Source organism: Paenibacillus sp. FSL F4-0125 (assembly GCF_038008565.1).
In the GTDB taxonomy this organism is placed as follows: Bacteria; Bacillota; Bacilli; order Paenibacillales; family Paenibacillaceae; genus Paenibacillus_AQ.
On record NZ_JBBOZJ010000001.1, the window covers coordinates 435,786 to 451,334 of the forward strand.

The window sequence follows — 15,549 nt, forward strand, 5'->3', positions numbered from 1 at the left end:
ATTCATATATTTAATATATATTTTAGGTTTAAAGATATATTATATTTATGATTATAACTGATTTACAATACAGGTATAAAGTTGAACTTGAAGTTGAATGTGAATCATTAGTTAGGGAAAGGAGTAACGAAGAGGAGGTTTGGAACTGTAGGAGCGTAGCGTTCGCCTTTGTCTCCGGATTTCAACCACTAGTATTGGTTATATAAAGGAAATCTGGAGACAACAGCGGCCGGAAGTCCAAACACTCCTCGTAGTTACGACCGATCCCTAATTGTGGAAATGAAAATTTTATTTCAAAGGAGAAGTGATAAATATGAATCAAACGACTACATGGGATAAAGTTGATCACTACATTACAGAGCGTCTAATTCCACAGGACTCTGTGCTGGAGGAAGTATTGTTCGCCAATCAGCAGGCAGGCCTACCACCTTTTGATGTTTCACCTAGTCAGGGCAAATTCCTTAACCTATTGGTTCAAATGAAAGGTGCACGCCGGATTCTGGAGATTGGCACCTTAGGTGGGTATAGCACGATTTGGATGGCAAGAGCCCTCCCGTCTGACGGACATATCGTTACTTTGGAGCTAGATCCATCGCATGCTCAGGTTGCTGGGACCAATTTCGAGCTTGCTCAAGTAGATGAACTGATAGAACTTCGTATAGGTGATGCTTTGGGGCAATTGTCTCAGATGAAACAAGAGGGTGTGGAGCCCTTTGACTTTATATTCATTGATGCAGATAAGCCGAATAATCCTAACTATTTACAATGGGCGCTTCACTTCTCCCGCCCTGGAACGGTGATTATAGGGGATAATGTGATACGTGAAGGCGAGGTCATTAATAAGAATAGCAAAGATCCTCGTGTAGTAGGTGTACGGGAATTTTATGATCTGTTAGCAGAAGAACCTAGGATATCGGCTACTGCCATTCAGACGGTGGGAAGTAAAGGGTATGATGGATTCGTATTAGGGATTGTGAATAGCTGAGTTATGTATTGCAAAATCCAGTAATTGTAATATAATCTATTGAAAATCCAATAGTGAGAGGTACTTTCTATGCAACCTACATTTGAAACACAAAGGTTAATGCTAAGACCGTTTCAATCCACAGATGCAAGTGACGTTCAAGAGCTTGCTGGGAATATGGAAGTAGCTAGAACAACATTGTCCATTCCCCATCCATATCCAGATGGAGCGGCTGAATCTTGGATTAGTGCCTGTAGGAAGAGAGCAGACGAGGGGGATGGATTTCCTTTTGCTTTAATTGGTAAAGAGAGCAACACCCTAATAGGTTGTATGAGTCTAAATATAGACAAATCGCATAAAAGAGGTGAGCTTGCTTATTGGGTAGGAGAACCTTTTTGGGGAAATGGTTATGCGACTGAAGCAGCTAAGAAACTGATTGATTTCGGATTTGAAGACCTGCTATTAAATAAAATATGGGCAGCGGCAATGACTAGAAATCCTGCGTCCTCGAACGTTATGAAAAAATCTGGGATGAGATTTGAAGGGGAATTTAAACGGCATATTTTAAAATGGGATAAATTCGAGGATCTAGTCTTCTACGGGTTAACTAGAATGGAATATGAAGATAGGGGAGAAGAGATATGATCTTTTCTGATATTGGTTTAATTACAGAGGATGTAACCACTTTGACAACATTTTATGAAGTTATATTGCAAACCAAAGCTGAAGGTGATCACATTCATGCTACCATTGAAACGAAGGGTACTGGATTGGCAATATACTTAAAGCAAGCCGCGGAATCAGATATGAAATTTGATTTTTCTAAATATTGGGGATCTGGTAATTTCACATTAGGCTTTAATGTTGATGATGTTGATATGGAGTATGAACGACTAAAGGCACTTCATGTTGAATTTGTAACTGCACCTACTACCTATCCTTGGGGGGCAAGGTCACTACATTTTCGGGACCCGGATGGCAATATCATATGTTTTAGAAGTAAAATAAAAGGGTGCTCCTAAACCATGCTGGCTTTTGGAACACCCTCTTTGTTTTAAAGCGACTCTTTAATCACTTTTTTATAATAGAACACGGATAGCACTGCAAAAATCGAATACAAAGCGGTGTACAGCAGCATCACCAGAATCATCGGTGTCATGAGCTCTGTACCGAAGAAGAACCATCCTGATTTTACGGCGAAGTAGCTGTGAAGCAATCCAATGACTAATGGAATCCCAAAATTAAATAATTGTTTCGCCTGAATCCCTCTAAGCAGATCCCCTTGCGTGAAACCAAGCTTTCTCAGGATCGTGTAATTGGACTTTTCATTCTCACTTTCATCCATTTGTTTAAAGTAAAGTATACATCCGGAGGTAATCAGGAAGGTTAGCCCCAGAAAGGCAACGATAAACATGATAAGTCCCATATTTTGCTTTTGATTGTTTTTCGTCTCCAGTTGAGAGTCGTATTTGCTGTCTTTTTTAAATTTCATGTTCTGAAAAAGCTCATTAGCGTGTTCAACGCTTGACCGGTCCTTCATATCGATGCTGATATTAAGAGAGGACTTTTTTTGAAGGGCTGGATCTAGATCCTTCTTTAAGCGTTCAAAGGTCGTGTCGTCTACAATAGCAAGGGGTAAGCCGCCACCCGTGAAATAGAATAAAACGGGGGCTTCGATATCAATTCTTTTATAAAACTGCGGAATGACTTCATGTTGTCCCTTGAGTTCAATATCACCTTTGTCTTTCATACTAATTAGATTCTCCATTGCACTACTTGTCTTCGTAAAATAGGCCTCATCCGGGGATAGATCAATGCCCTCAAGAGAATTTTCACTAATGACAGGGAGAGTCATATTCTTCGACATCATACCGATTGCCTGGGGATTGTTACCTAGTAGTTTCTCCACATTTACATCTACCTGAATGACTTCGGTTATTTTTTCTGTAAACATCAAATTTTCAGCCGTTAATGCCTCTTTAAATTGTTCAGCCTCCTGGATATCCGTAAGAATAAAATCTGACGGAACATAGAGCTTCGCACTTTTCTCAGCAGAGTAGAACGAAATGTAGCTCAAGGATAATAAACCTAGCGCCAGCGCTGATACCGTTGTAATGACGGTCAGTAATACGGCATTTGATTTCATTCGGAACATAATGGAGGAGAGTGACAACACCTCTTTAATATTTAGATACCCGTTTTTCTTTTTGCGAATGAGATGAAAGATAAAGCTTACAGAGCCTTTATAAAAAAGATAAGTCCCAATGATAACTGAAGCCAGAATAGTGATCATGGCTATAGATAGCTCAGTCATTGATGTTAAGTCTCCGCTAAACAATCGAGATGAAATCGAATAGCCAAGCAGAATCAATCCAATCCCAGCGATCCCTATAATCATTTCAAAGATAGACAGCTTTTTCACATTGCCTTCTGTGGTTGAGGTCACCCGGAATAAGGATAAAATGCTCTGTCTTTTAATAAAGCTATAATTCATCAGCATGATTAAGAGATAGATTACAAAGAATACAATCAGCGTTTGAATCAGGGCTGGAGTAGAAAAACGAAGAGAGGCTATCGCATCGACCCCTATCGTTTTAAAAAGAATCATGAGAATTAACTTTGAAACAGAAAAGCCTACGGCGATCCCTAGAACTAAAGATCCGAAATATAGAATGAAGTTCTCTGCCGAAAGAATTCGAAATATTTTACCTTTGGTCATCCCGATTAACTGGAACAGGCCAATTTCCTTCCCCCGACGTTTGATGAAGATGGTGTTAGCATATAACAGGAAAATGGATACAATTGCGACCAGTAAGACTGAGGCAGCCTTGATTGCTGCGCCACCTTTGATCGAGCCTTCTACCGCATCCATCGAAGGATCGTACTGCAACGTAACAAAGGCGAAATATAAGGCCACGCTAAAAACGAGAGCAAATACATACAGATAGTAATTTCTGATGTTTTTTCGCAGATTTCGAAGCATCAGTACATTAATGCTCATTCTGCACACCACCCAGTACACCTTGTGTTTTTATGATGTCATTAAAGAAGACTTGTCTTGATTGTTCTCCTTTATTTAGTTGCGTATAGATCGTACCATCCTTTATAAAAATAACTCTGCTGCAATAACTCGCTGCCACCGGATCATGTGTAACCATAACGATTGTTGCTTTCCGTCTTTGATTGAGTTCACTCAGCTTGTTTAACAAATCAGAAGCAGATTTAGAATCCAAAGCTCCCGTAGGCTCGTCAGCAAAAATAATGCTTGGATCATGAATGAAGGCCCGAGCTGCAGAGGTACGTTGTTTTTGCCCCCCGGAAATTTCATTCGGGTACTTATTCTTTAACTCTAAAATCCCCAGTTCCCGCGCGACGTTTTCAAATTTCTCATTGGCGATTTTCTTGGGTGTTTTGGTAATGGATAGCGGTAAGAGGATGTTCTCCTTCACCGTCAGCGTGTCCAAGAGATTGTACTCTTGAAAAATAAAGCCTAAATGATTCTTCCGAAATTCAGCTAATTGCTTTTCTTTCATATTAGAAATTTCATTACCCTCGATGGTAATCGATCCGTTGCTGATCTGGTCAATTGACGAAAGAACGTTAAGCAGTGTGGTCTTTCCTGAACCGGAAGAGCCCATAATACCGACAAACTCGCCTTCTTCTATTGAAATATCTAACCCGCTCAGCACGGATTGTTTGTTTAATTTGTTACCGTAGCTTTTATGAATTTTAGTGGCTTCTAGAATTGCCATAATGATTCACTCCCCTTTTCTATAAGCTTTATTATAAAAGGCTTTACCTTTCTTATCCTTCGATTGCCCGAACAAAATAAAAAAGCATGTGACATTGTTGTCACACGCTCGAGAGCTTCACGAATTCATTTTTGAGCGGGAAGGTTAAAGTGAATGCCGTTCCTAATCCGAGCCTCGACTCAACGCCGATAACGATCAACAAGGATTGGGCTGCTTTTTTGGCTAAATATAATCCCATGCCTGTGGCGGCATTGTCACGATGTACTGTTGTAGAAGTAAATCCTCTATCAAATATGCGAGGCAGATCTTTGGGATCTATTCCGCGCCCACCATCCTTCACCTCAAGAATGATATGCTCGTCTTGCTGATAGCTGTTCACAGTAATATCGGATGCTTCGCTATATTTTACAGCGTTGGTTAGGAGTTGTCGGAGGATAAAAGCCAGCCATTTGGCATCACTAAGCACTTCAGCTACCTCCAAGTTCAGTTCAAAGCCAATGCCTTTCTGAATACACCAGGATTGCAGCGTCTTGATCTCCCCGAAAATAAGCGTTTCTAAATCGATATGTTCTATATATAAATCATTCTCGATAAAAGGAATTCGCCTTTGATGAAGCTGTTGGTCCAGCAGAAGGTGAATACGCAGCCATTCATAGGTCAGATTTTTCTTCATTCCTTCATCTTCCATACGCTCAATCATTAGATGCATCGCTGTCAGAGGGGTTTTCACCTCGTGAATCCAAGACAACAGTTCATCCTTTTCCTGCTCTAACGTCATCTGATTATTCGAAGCCGCTTGTTTTAAACATTTAGCTTGATTGGTGATGCTCTCTTCAATAATATGCTCAAACGGGCTTTCGGGTGTGGCGATACTTGTTACATCCAGATCATCATCTCGCTCAGCTAAGCTTTTATAGAACCTGGTTTCCCTGGGATAGCGAAGGATTAAGAACATCAGGAAAAAAAACATCGATAAAGAGATCACATAGAGAACCGAAGAGAGTGGGATGGATGGATCCATATAGGTAACAAAGAGTATAAATAGATTGGTAAAGAGAACTAGTATAATCCAGCTGATTCTTTCCAAGAGATACTTTTTAATCATAGTGCTTCCTCTTCGATGGCCATATACCCTTGTCCCACCTTCGTCTCAATGAAAACACCCAATCCAAGCTCATCCAGCTTCTTTCGAAGCCGATTTACGTTGACGGTAAGGGTGTTGTCACTAATAAAACGTTTATCATCCCACAGGCTATTGATTAATTCCTCCCGGGTGACGATTTTATTCTTTTTCTCAATCAGCAATTTTAATATAAAAATCTCATTTTTTGTAAGCTCAATCGATCCCAGGTTATGGGTCAATAGATTTCTCTCATAATCCACGGTTGCTCCACACCATGTCTTGAGTTCGATGTTATCTGTGTTGTAATTGTAGACACGCCGAAGAATCGCTTGTACCTTGGCAATGAGTACATCGAAATGGAAGGGCTTTTGTATATAGTCATCGGCTCCAAGCTGCATCGACATCACCATATCCGTAGGATGATCACGGGAAGATAAGAAGATAATCGGAAGGTTGGAGTGGGAGCGAATCATTCGGCACCAATGAAATCCATCGAATTTAGGTAATTGGATGTCGATGATAACTAAATCAGGTTTGATCTCTATAAATTCCTGCGTGACATTGCTGAAATCTTGAATGCCGTACACATCATAAGACCACTGCGTAAGTCGCTCTTTAATCTCATTAAACAGCGTCGTGTCGTCTTCAATTAATAATAGCTTGAACAAATGCTTCACCACACTTTTTGTTAGTTAGTGTTTACAGCATTTTAGATAATACATCCTGATAATGCTTAAACTCTTTGGTTTCATTTAGATTAGGGCATGTCCTTAAGGATAGCAGAGCGCTTTCGATTAAGAACTGTCTTGGTTCCTTATTGTTCATGATTTCTTCCTGGATAAAGTATAACAGCTTTAGATAATTAGTGAGTTTCGCATCACCGGGCGAAAAGGATCTCTCTATAATTTTCTTCAAGCTTATGGTCGCAAAGGATAAATCATTATTGAAAAAGTCAGTGTATTCCGAAGCGGGCAATAACTTGTCCACGTGATCCGGGGAGATGAGCTGAATGCCTCTTTGACTTACTTCTTCAACAATAGTTTGGATAAGCGTAGTGCAATAATTAATGATTTGCTCAGAAGTGATGACTTCATTCATAGCACTGTTGATTTGCAGCATATTTTGCAGAATCCCGTTAAAAATGATGGCTCCATCCAGTAAATAGGGTTTCTTATCTGCAGGGAAGATATGAAGGAAACGTTCATATACCCAGGTTAGCAGGCTGAACTTCGTTTTTTTGATAAACGTTATTAGGTCTGGATCATTGGAGACCAGAGCATCCTCAACAAGCTGTAACAACTTATTTTTTTTATTAATTTTCATGACCAACTGAATTTGCTCGGCAAATATCTTAATGTCAGAGGGATCTTGACCAATGAGCAGCGAGTTTCGCCCTTCTTCAAGCTGATCGTGAATGGACGTAAATACAGCCTTAAAGAGATCCGCTTTAGAAGGGAAATAGTTATAAAAAGATCCTTTGGAGATCCGACTATGATTCAAAATATCCTGAATGGATGTGGCGTGGTAGCCTTTTTCAATAAATAATTCATGTGCTTTATGAATCACTTGCTCTTTGCGTTTATTTATCATCTGAGTTGCCCCTTTAAGCTGGACTCTTTGTTCCAATATAGACTAGCTTATATTTCCACTTAATACAATTTCAATTTTAAATGATTTTTTTCTTGCCAAGCAGGAAATAAGAGAGTATTATATTGTACACTGGTTTGTAACTGAAGTTCAAATTTGAACCGTTAGTATGATTATAGAATGGAGGATTCCAAAATGAAAGCAAAAGAAAGTAAAGCGTCTTACGGGATATTGGTAATCCTCATGATTGGTGCTTTTGTTGCTTTACTGAGTAATACTCTACTCAATATAGCTTTACCATCGATTATGAAGGATTTTGATGTTAGTGCCTCAACGGTACAGTGGCTATCAACAGGTTATATGCTAGTGAACGGGATCATGATTCCTTCAACAGCCTTTTTGATTCAAAAGTATACTGCGAGACGGTTATTCTTAATTGCCATTGGATTATTTGCGATAGGAACCTTTATCGGAGGCTTTGCTCCAAGTTTCCCTGTGTTGTTGATCGCCAGAATGGTTCAGGCTTCAGGGGCAGCGATCATGATGCCATTATTAATGAACGTATTGTTCACAACCTTTCCTCCTGAGAAACGTGGTTCAGCTATGGGGATGTTCGGGTTGGTTATGATTTTTGCACCAGCGATCGGACCTACATTATCCGGCTGGATTATTCAGCACTATGAATGGCCTGTTCTATTCTTTATGATTGCTCCAATCGCCGTATTGGTGTTTATTCTGGCCTTCTTTAAATTGCATGATCCTAAAAAAGATGTGGCGATTAAGATCGATTTCTTATCCGTAGTTCTATCAGCGATTGGGTTCGGGGGTCTTCTATACGGCTTCAGTTCCGCTGGGAACAAAGGATGGGATGATCCAATGGTCTACTCTGCGCTTATTATCGGAGCGATTGGATTAGTGATCTTCATTATGCGCCAAATGAAGATGAAGGAGCCTATGCTTAACTTCAGAGTGTACAAATATCCGATGTTCGCTTTATCTTCAGCGATTTCGATTACACTGAATATGGCAATGTTCTCTGCGATGATGCTAATGCCGATCTACCTGCAAAATATTAGAGGAATTTCACCGCTGGATTCGGGACTTCTAATGTTGCCTGGTGCGCTAATTATGGGTGTAATGTCACCAATTACAGGTAAATTGTTCGATAAATTCGGCGGTAAGGTGTTAGCGATAATCGGCTTAGCGATTGTAGTGATCAGCACGTATTTCTTTAGTGATTTGACTGAAACGACTAAATATTCGACACTCATGATTCTGTATTCTGTGAGAATGTTCGGGATCTCTATGGTGATGATGCCAGTTATGACCAATGGTCTGAACTCGATCCCAGCCAAATACACACCCCATGGTACTGCCATGAACAGTACGATTCAGCAAGTTTCAGGGGCGATTGGCGGAGCACTGCTCGTAACCATTATGTCTAACAGTACCACTTCACATGTGAAGGATATGGTCGCTGATGCTGTAAGTAAATTAACGTCTAAACCTTCGGCAGACCAATTGCTTGGTATCCAAAATCAAGTCATTGCGAAAGCCACTATTGAAGGAATTAACGATGCATTCTTAGTATCTGTAGGTGTAGCGATTATTGCATTTATTCTAGCCTTCTTTATTAAAAGGGGCGTACAGCCAAAGGAAACGGCAGAAGAGAAAGTGACTGCAAAGAAAGTAGCTGCTAAGCAGGTTACAACACATTAGTCTATATTCAAAAAGGCGCTCACCTAATAGGTGATGCGCCTTTTTTTGCTAATGTTAATTTATGAAGATTACTTAGAACGATGTGTTAATCTCGGACCATCCTGAATGACTGTGACGGATTTGTCGTTCGCGACATATAACCTGTTCGATAGTGGATTAAGTGCAATATTAACGCCTGTTACGGAGGGGAATACCGCAATTCTTTTAAACGTACTGGCGTTATACACGGACATTCTGTTCTTATTGAAATTACTGACAAATAAATGATTTGTAATCGGATTGATGAATGTGCTGGAGGAGGAAGATAACACTCTAGTTGCGATCACCTTATTGGTATTTCCATTAAGCACAAAAAGCTTCCCTTGTTTAACCTGTTGAGCGCTGGACACGTAAACACGGTTCGTAAGCGGATTAAGGATGATCTCGCTTTGTAGCCGTCCAAGCTGTACATTCTTGAGGAGCTTGTTGGTGCGGCCATTGATCACGGAAAGAAAGCGGCTTAAGTTGTTCGCTACATAAATACGGTTTGTGACCGGATTTAGCGCTGGTGTGATCACTGGATTGTTTCCAACTTTTATAGTTGCGATCACAGTTTGTGTACAGCCGTTGATGACAGATACGGAGTTGTTGATCGTATTTGTTACATAAATGCGATTGGTACGTTTATTAATGACGATAGCGGAAGGGCGGCCGCCGATCTGGATAGTAGTCCGAATGCTGTTCGATCTGCCATCGATGACGGTTACGATGCCAGAGGCACTCGACACATAAATCAGGTTCGTTCGAACATTAACGTTAACACTATCAGGGTTGCTGCCCACTTGGAGGGTCTTAATTACACGGTTTGTCCGTCCGCTAATTACAGATATTGTCCCATCCCGGAAGTTGGTGACATACACACGGTTTGTTCTTGGGTTTATTGCTAGCTTCAGTGGAAATCTACCTACCGGGATGGTTGCAATGATCCGATTGGTTAAGGTGCTCAAAACACCGACAGTTCCGGCTGTAGTATTAGGATTTACGAAGTATACCCGATTGGTTATGGGATTTACCTCAATATCTCCGACGGGTACGGATGTGGGAACTGTGGTTATGATGGTGGGTAACGCCATGATATAACCCCCTCTTCAAATGACTAGATGCTTCATTATATTTGGGCAAGGGCAAAAGGGTACTACATATTATCGTTGCAAGATGACACTGACTATCCTTATAGAATAAGGTAAGGTATACTGGAATGAACTTTTCAGTAAGAGGTGATTAAATGGCTGGGACAGTTTCCATATTAGGCGTTCCATTTTCAAAGCTAACACTTGATGAGACAACGCTTCATCTAACAGAACATATTCAATCCGGAGAACCGAAGCTATTTCATTTGATTACAGCGAATCCGGAAATTACGATAACAAGTCAATCAGACGAGCTGCTTCGAACCATACTCCATGAGGCAGATTTGATTACTCCTGATGGGATTGGCATTGTGCTGGCATCGAGAAGAAAAGGTGACCCTATAGCTGAACGAGTTACGGGGTATGAACTACTTCTTGAGCTGCTCGCACAAGGGAATAAGCTGGGATGGAGTTTTTATTTCTTAGGCACGGATGAGCATACCAGCTGTAAAGCGGTCGAAAAGATTACAGAGCTATATCCGAATGTGAAAATTGCCGGAAGACATAATGGTTTTCTTGCTAAAGAAGAGGAACCGACCATTGTGGCAGAGATTCAGCACGCACAGCCAGATTTCCTGATCGTTGCGATGGGGGCTCCGTACTCTGACAAGTGGGTGTATAAGCACAAAGAGGCTCTTTCACAAGTTAAGGTTGTTTTTGGCGTGGGTGGAAGCTTGGATGTTATAGCGGGAAAAGTGACTCCAGCCCCTGCGATATGGAAAAAACTCAACTTAGAGTGGCTGCATCGACTGTTATTCGCCCCCGTTGCCAAAGGACAAAAGTCGCGCTGGCGCAGGCAAGCAGTTCTTCCTAAATTCGTGTATCGAGCTATGATTAGGAAATAAGGCAGAGCAGTAAATATAGTCTTTCACTATTTCTGCAATTTGTAGAAATAGTGAAAGACTTTTTTTTGTTATCGCTTTACAGGAAATATGCCCTAAGTATTTATGGGAGATTATTGGCTGGAGCAATTCCAATATATTACTGATTGCTTTTTTAAGAATGTTGTAATAAAATATTATCAAGATAATAAATTATTATCAAAATAGAAAAGACGTAAAACGAAAGGAGTGAGATGCTCACATGTTAGAAGATCGCAGCTGCCTGGAGTCCTATTTTCCAATCGCTTCTTTTATTGCTTCAATTATAGGTTCAAAATGTGAGGTTGTTATTCATGATATAAGCAACCCAGAGCGTTCAATTATATTTATTGAGAACGGATACATTAGTGGGCGTAAAGTAGGCGATAGTTCAACAGATCTCGTGCTTAAGCTGTTGAAAGATGAGTCCTACCGTGAGCAACCGTTTATTGCTAACTATAAAGCGCGTGGTTCGCAAGGTCAGGTATTTCGCTCCGCTACTTATTATATTAAAAACAGCAGCAGCGAATTGGTCGGCATGATGTGTATTAACATTGATGTCACGCATATGGAGGTTGCAGCTGAGTGGATACAAAACATTTTGCAAGGAGGATCAACACTTCCACCAGTACCGTTAATACCACAACAAGAGGTTGTAGAGAAGCAGCCGGAAGAGTATTTACAAGGCAACGTAGATGACCTGCTCCAGCACATGATTGATTCAGTGCTCGGTAAAATTAATGTCCCGGCAGAGCGATTGTCCTCGAAAGAGAAGATTGAACTTGTGAAAGTACTTAACGAGCAGGGAGTGTTTCTACTTAAAGGTGGAGTTTCTCAAGTCGCTAAGACCTTGATGATATCTGAGCCAACAGTTTATCGTTATTTGCAAAAAATTAAGTGAGAATAAACAGAACTCTCAAAAGAGGAAGTGGGCTAGATGATAATCGACTTTGATAAGGTTGTTAGCCGTTATGGGACCAATTGCGCTAAATGGGATGGTATGGCGCAAGTTTTGGGCAGAGAAATGATAGCGCTTTCCGTCGCAGATATGGATCTTCAAGCCCCTCCACAGGTGATAGATCGAGTAACGGAGATGGCGAAGCATGGCATATATGGATATACCGATCCTTTTCCACCTTATTATGATGCAGTTCAGGGATGGATTAAAAAAGCTTACGCTTGGGAGGTTCCGCAAGAATGGATCGTGTTTTGCCCTCGTATTGTGCAAGCGGTTTCTTTGATCATCCAGAATTTCACTCAACCAGGTGATCAAGTGTTAATCCATACTCCAGCCTATCAGCCGGTTGCTAAATCGGTAGAGCTAAATAACCGCGTATTAGTGGAAAGTCCACTTCGTGAAGTGAATGGGCGTTATGAGATCGATTTTGCTGATATGGAGTTACGAATGCAAGCAGGGGTTAAAATTGTACTGCTCATCTCACCGCATAATCCGGTTGGACGGGTATGGACACGAGCTGAACTGGAACGAATCGTTAGCTTGTGTACAAAGTATGATGCTTATATTGTATCGGATGATATTCATGCCGATTTTATCCATGAAGGCCATGAGCATACGATAATCGGGAAGATATCGACCGAGGCAGAGCAGCGATCATTTATCTGTACTTCCCCAGGGAAGACCTTCAATCTTGCAAGCCTTGAAATTGCTAACATCGTGATTCCAAATGATCAGCTGCGTGAGAAATTCAGACATTGCTTACAGCAGGCAGGCTGTCATAACCCCACCTTCTTTGCAGTACCTGCTTTAGAAGTGGCTTATACGGAATGCGATGAATGGCTGGAAGAATTACGAGAGTATATCACAGCCAATATTGCTTGGGTGAAAGCTTATATAGCTGAATATATGCCTGAGCTTTGCGTGATTGAGTCAGAGGGAACCTATCTGTTATGGGTGGATTGTAGAGCAATTAGTACCAACGAAGCAGAGCTAAAACAGTGGATTGAGTCAGATGCGAAGGTTAGCGTGAGCTTTGGAACAGGTTTTGGGCCATCAGGAGAAGGCTTTATCCGCTTAAATATTGCAACGCCACTGCCCATGTTGCAAGAAGCTTTTCATCGGCTGTACCGAGCCTATCCTTTAAAAAATTAAAAATAATATATGTTTTATCAATGACCTTGAAAGACCTCGTTAGTAGCTTTCTCAGATCCGTATCAAGGGGGAAAATAATCATGTCCAAATCAGAATCACCAAAAATCAAGAAACAGCCGACGATGTTCTTAGCACTATTACCGATTATTACGATGATTGTGCTACTTAGTTTAGGTTATGTGTTGTTTGAATTACCACCAGAACCACTTATTATTACCTCTGCGGTTGTTGCTGGTATTATCGCGATTATTCTTGGTTATAGCTACAACGACATACTAGAATCTATCGCTGGTAAGATCGCGAAAACGATGCCTGCCATTCTAATTCTGATCATGGTTGGTTTTATGATTGGGGCATGGATGGTTGGTGGGACGATCCCGATGATGATTTATTATGGATTGAAAATCATTAGTCCACAATTTCTGCTTATTACCGCATTTATTGCGACAGCTGCCGTTTCGCTTTGTACGGGCACATCTTGGGGGTCAGCGGGAACGATCGGGGTTGCTTTTATGGGCGTTGGCGCGGGTATGGATGCAAACTTAGCAGCAGTGGCTGGTGCTGTAGTTGCAGGTGCTTATTTTGGTGATAAATTGTCACCGCTTTCAGACACAACCAATATTGCGGCGTTAGCAACAGGTGTCAATCTATATGAGCATATTGGACATTTATTGTATACCACAATTCCTTCCTTTATTGTCGCAAGCGTTGTTTTTATTATCACAGGCCTAAACACAGATGCCGCAGGTGCTATTGTTCCGGAGAAGGTTGGAACAATCATGGGATCGTTGGATACAATTTACGACTTTAATCTGCTGCTTTTAGTACCTGTATTAATCATTTTGTATGGTTCGATTACGAAGAAACCGACAATACCGGTTATGCTGATCTCTTCCATGTTCGCTATGGCCAACGCACTTGTATTCCAGGGATTTACGTTGAATGACGTCGTATCTTCTGTTGTTAATGGATTTAATATTTCTATGGTTCAAGTTGCTGGGTTTGATTCTGCCAACGTTATTGAAGATGTACCCCGTCTTCTAAATCGTGGCGGAATGAACTCCATGATGGGTACACTTCTCATTTGCTTCTGTGCAATCACGTTCGCTGGAACCATATCTCTGACCAAGTCCTTGGAATTGATTGTTAATAAGCTTTTGAAGTTCGTCCATTCCACAGGTTCAATGATCGTAGCAACCATTGTTACAGGTCTTACGATGATCGGAGTTACAAGTAATGGTCAGGTATCCATCTTAATGCCAGGTGAAATGCTGCGTGAAGCATATATCCGTCGTGGCTTGCATCCGAAGAACTTGGGACGTACCATCGAGGATTCAGCGGCGATTACCGAGCCTATTCTGCCTTGGACAGCTGCAGGTGCTTATATGGCGGGTACGCTGGGTGTTGCAACGCTAGATTATTTACCTTGGGCTGTTCTCTGTTGGACAGGAATAATCTTTGCGACGATATGGGGCTTCACGGGATTCGGTATCGCGAAGTTAACGCCAGAGCAACAGGCAGAAATGCTAAAGGAATATGACGGTAACACTAATGAACAAGCTGGATAAAGGAGTCTTTTAAAATGACAAATATGCATAAAGAAACTGTAATAACAACGGATGCACCAAGCGCAATTGGACCTTACTCTCAAGCTGTAAAGCTTGGGAACGTCCTATATACTTCAGGACAACTCGGACTAGACCCGGTTAATGGGACTTTTCCTGCTACGGTTGAGGAGCAGACGGAACGGTCATTGCTGAATGTCAAAGCCATACTGGAAGCGGCGGGTACAAGCATGGATCAGGTAATAAAGACGACCGTTTTCCTAAAGGATATGAATGATTTTCTTAAGGTGAATGAGATTTATGGAAGGTTTTTTGCTCAGCCATACCCTGCTCGCAGCGCTGTTGAAGTAGCACGTCTGCCTAAGGATGGGCTCGTAGAAATTGAAGTTATAGCTTATATACCATAAGTGATCCAGTAGCGCTCAAATTACGGGTTACTTTAGAATTTCAGATAGTTAAGCCTGCACACCCTGTATGGAAAAAGGATTAGAAAATAAGGCAGATGGCCGCCCTGGAAAGGGTGGCTTTTTTTTGAGTAGTAAGCTGCGGAGATATTGAAAGCAAGAATTTTTATGAAAATTTAAGTGAAAATATACATGAAAATGTAACAGTAATCATAACTAATTACAGAAATACCTTCACAAAACATCGACTTTGCGTTATCATAAATGTGAAAACATTCACAAAGGGGCGTTATAAA

Annotated in this window: 15 protein-coding genes; 9 read left to right on the top strand and 6 right to left on the bottom strand. The window is 41.1% G+C overall.

The genetic code is table 11. The annotated features are described in order from the left end of the window. The first annotated feature begins 313 nt into the window (after window positions 1-313). The 3 genes from NST74_RS01955 to NST74_RS01965 all read left to right on the top strand — a co-directional run bounded on the left by NST74_RS01955 (window position 314) and on the right by NST74_RS01965 (window position 1,986). Window positions 314-985 (top strand): O-methyltransferase, encoded by a 672-nt coding sequence (locus NST74_RS01955; protein WP_341110193.1) that lies wholly within the window; start codon window positions 314-316, stop codon window positions 983-985. Window positions 986-1,054: 69 nt separating this feature from the next. Beyond that, window positions 1,055-1,609, top strand: a complete 555-nt coding sequence (locus tag NST74_RS01960; protein ID WP_341110195.1) for a GNAT family N-acetyltransferase — start codon at window positions 1,055-1,057, stop codon at window positions 1,607-1,609. Further along, window positions 1,606-1,986 (top strand): VOC family protein, encoded by a 381-nt coding sequence (locus tag NST74_RS01965; protein ID WP_341110196.1) that lies wholly within the window; start codon window positions 1,606-1,608, stop codon window positions 1,984-1,986. Before NST74_RS01960 ends, NST74_RS01965 begins: the two co-directional genes overlap by 4 nt. A 32-nt stretch (window positions 1,987-2,018) precedes the next feature. Here the strand turns inward: NST74_RS01965 and NST74_RS01970 are convergent, their stop codons facing one another. From NST74_RS01970 to NST74_RS01990, 5 genes are all read right to left on the bottom strand, one after another. Then, the gene (locus tag NST74_RS01970; protein ID WP_341110197.1) at window positions 2,019-3,965 is read right to left on the bottom strand and encodes an ABC transporter permease; all 1,947 of its coding nucleotides are present in this window, start codon (window positions 3,963-3,965) and stop codon (window positions 2,019-2,021) included. Beyond that, a complete protein-coding gene (locus tag NST74_RS01975) occupies window positions 3,955-4,716 on the bottom strand; it encodes an ABC transporter ATP-binding protein (RefSeq protein ID WP_042123619.1) in 762 nt (253 codons plus the stop codon). Before NST74_RS01975 ends, NST74_RS01970 begins: the two co-directional genes overlap by 11 nt. 100 nt (window positions 4,717-4,816) lie before the next feature. Continuing rightward, window positions 4,817-5,821, bottom strand: a complete 1,005-nt coding sequence (locus tag NST74_RS01980; protein WP_341110199.1) for a sensor histidine kinase — start codon at window positions 5,819-5,821, stop codon at window positions 4,817-4,819. After that, window positions 5,818-6,507, bottom strand: a complete 690-nt coding sequence (locus tag NST74_RS01985) for a response regulator transcription factor (protein WP_042123624.1) — start codon at window positions 6,505-6,507, stop codon at window positions 5,818-5,820. Before NST74_RS01985 ends, NST74_RS01980 begins: the two co-directional genes overlap by 4 nt. Window positions 6,508-6,538: 31 nt before the next feature. Beyond that, the gene (locus NST74_RS01990) at window positions 6,539-7,429 is read right to left on the bottom strand and encodes a TetR/AcrR family transcriptional regulator (protein WP_341110200.1); all 891 of its coding nucleotides are present in this window, start codon (window positions 7,427-7,429) and stop codon (window positions 6,539-6,541) included. Between the two features lie 192 nt (window positions 7,430-7,621). Here NST74_RS01990 and NST74_RS01995 point away from each other — a divergent pair, with 192 nt between their 5' ends. Then, the gene (locus NST74_RS01995; protein ID WP_341110202.1) at window positions 7,622-9,145 is read left to right on the top strand and encodes a DHA2 family efflux MFS transporter permease subunit; all 1,524 of its coding nucleotides are present in this window, start codon (window positions 7,622-7,624) and stop codon (window positions 9,143-9,145) included. 68 nt (window positions 9,146-9,213) lie between these two features. Here NST74_RS01995 and NST74_RS02000 read toward each other — a convergent pair whose 3' ends face one another. Continuing rightward, window positions 9,214-10,257, bottom strand: coding sequence for a YncE family protein (locus NST74_RS02000; protein ID WP_341110204.1), 1,044 nt, complete (start codon window positions 10,255-10,257; stop codon window positions 9,214-9,216). 152 nt (window positions 10,258-10,409) lie between these two features. Here NST74_RS02000 and NST74_RS02005 point away from each other — a divergent pair, with 152 nt between their 5' ends. The 5 genes from NST74_RS02005 (at window position 10,410) to NST74_RS02025 (ending at window position 15,256) form a co-directional block, all read left to right on the top strand. Then, the gene (locus NST74_RS02005; RefSeq protein WP_341110205.1) at window positions 10,410-11,159 is read left to right on the top strand and encodes a WecB/TagA/CpsF family glycosyltransferase; all 750 of its coding nucleotides are present in this window, start codon (window positions 10,410-10,412) and stop codon (window positions 11,157-11,159) included. A gap of 238 nt (window positions 11,160-11,397) precedes the next feature. Further along, the gene (locus NST74_RS02010; protein ID WP_341110206.1) at window positions 11,398-12,075 is read left to right on the top strand and encodes a helix-turn-helix transcriptional regulator; all 678 of its coding nucleotides are present in this window, start codon (window positions 11,398-11,400) and stop codon (window positions 12,073-12,075) included. Between the two features lie 36 nt (window positions 12,076-12,111). Continuing rightward, complete coding sequence (locus NST74_RS02015; protein WP_341110207.1) at window positions 12,112-13,284, top strand: MalY/PatB family protein; 1,173 nt, start codon at window positions 12,112-12,114, stop codon at window positions 13,282-13,284. Window positions 13,285-13,364: 80 nt separating this feature from the next. Further along, entirely contained in the window at window positions 13,365-14,852 is a 1,488-nt protein-coding gene (gene nhaC, locus NST74_RS02020) for a Na+/H+ antiporter NhaC (protein ID WP_341110208.1), read from the top strand. A gap of 14 nt (window positions 14,853-14,866) precedes the next feature. After that, window positions 14,867-15,256, top strand: a complete 390-nt coding sequence (locus tag NST74_RS02025; RefSeq protein ID WP_445668120.1) for a RidA family protein — start codon at window positions 14,867-14,869, stop codon at window positions 15,254-15,256. Window positions 15,257-15,549: the final 293 nt, after the last annotated feature.

What these genes read in the sequence shown, in the direction of transcription:
- NST74_RS01980 (WP_341110199.1), bottom strand. Translation starts at nt 5,821, where the DNA reads ATGATTAAAAAGTATCTCTTGGAAAGAATCAGCTGGATTATACTAGTT.
- nhaC (WP_341110208.1), top strand. Translation starts at nt 13,365, where the DNA reads ATGTCCAAATCAGAATCACCAAAAATCAAGAAACAGCCGACGATGTTC.
- NST74_RS01960 (WP_341110195.1), top strand. Translation starts at nt 1,055, where the DNA reads ATGCAACCTACATTTGAAACACAAAGGTTAATGCTAAGACCGTTTCAA.
- NST74_RS02010 (WP_341110206.1), top strand. Translation starts at nt 11,398, where the DNA reads ATGTTAGAAGATCGCAGCTGCCTGGAGTCCTATTTTCCAATCGCTTCT.
- NST74_RS01990 (WP_341110200.1), bottom strand. Translation starts at nt 7,429, where the DNA reads ATGATAAATAAACGCAAAGAGCAAGTGATTCATAAAGCACATGAATTA.
- NST74_RS01995 (WP_341110202.1), top strand. Translation starts at nt 7,622, where the DNA reads ATGAAAGCAAAAGAAAGTAAAGCGTCTTACGGGATATTGGTAATCCTC.
- NST74_RS02000 (WP_341110204.1), bottom strand. Translation starts at nt 10,257, where the DNA reads ATGGCGTTACCCACCATCATAACCACAGTTCCCACATCCGTACCCGTC.
- NST74_RS01970 (WP_341110197.1), bottom strand. Translation starts at nt 3,965, where the DNA reads ATGAGCATTAATGTACTGATGCTTCGAAATCTGCGAAAAAACATCAGA.
- NST74_RS01975 (WP_042123619.1), bottom strand. Translation starts at nt 4,716, where the DNA reads ATGGCAATTCTAGAAGCCACTAAAATTCATAAAAGCTACGGTAACAAA.
- NST74_RS02015 (WP_341110207.1), top strand. Translation starts at nt 12,112, where the DNA reads ATGATAATCGACTTTGATAAGGTTGTTAGCCGTTATGGGACCAATTGC.
- NST74_RS02025 (WP_445668120.1), top strand. Translation starts at nt 14,867, where the DNA reads ATGACAAATATGCATAAAGAAACTGTAATAACAACGGATGCACCAAGC.
- NST74_RS01955 (WP_341110193.1), top strand. Translation starts at nt 314, where the DNA reads ATGAATCAAACGACTACATGGGATAAAGTTGATCACTACATTACAGAG.
- NST74_RS01965 (WP_341110196.1), top strand. Translation starts at nt 1,606, where the DNA reads ATGATCTTTTCTGATATTGGTTTAATTACAGAGGATGTAACCACTTTG.
- NST74_RS02005 (WP_341110205.1), top strand. Translation starts at nt 10,410, where the DNA reads ATGGCTGGGACAGTTTCCATATTAGGCGTTCCATTTTCAAAGCTAACA.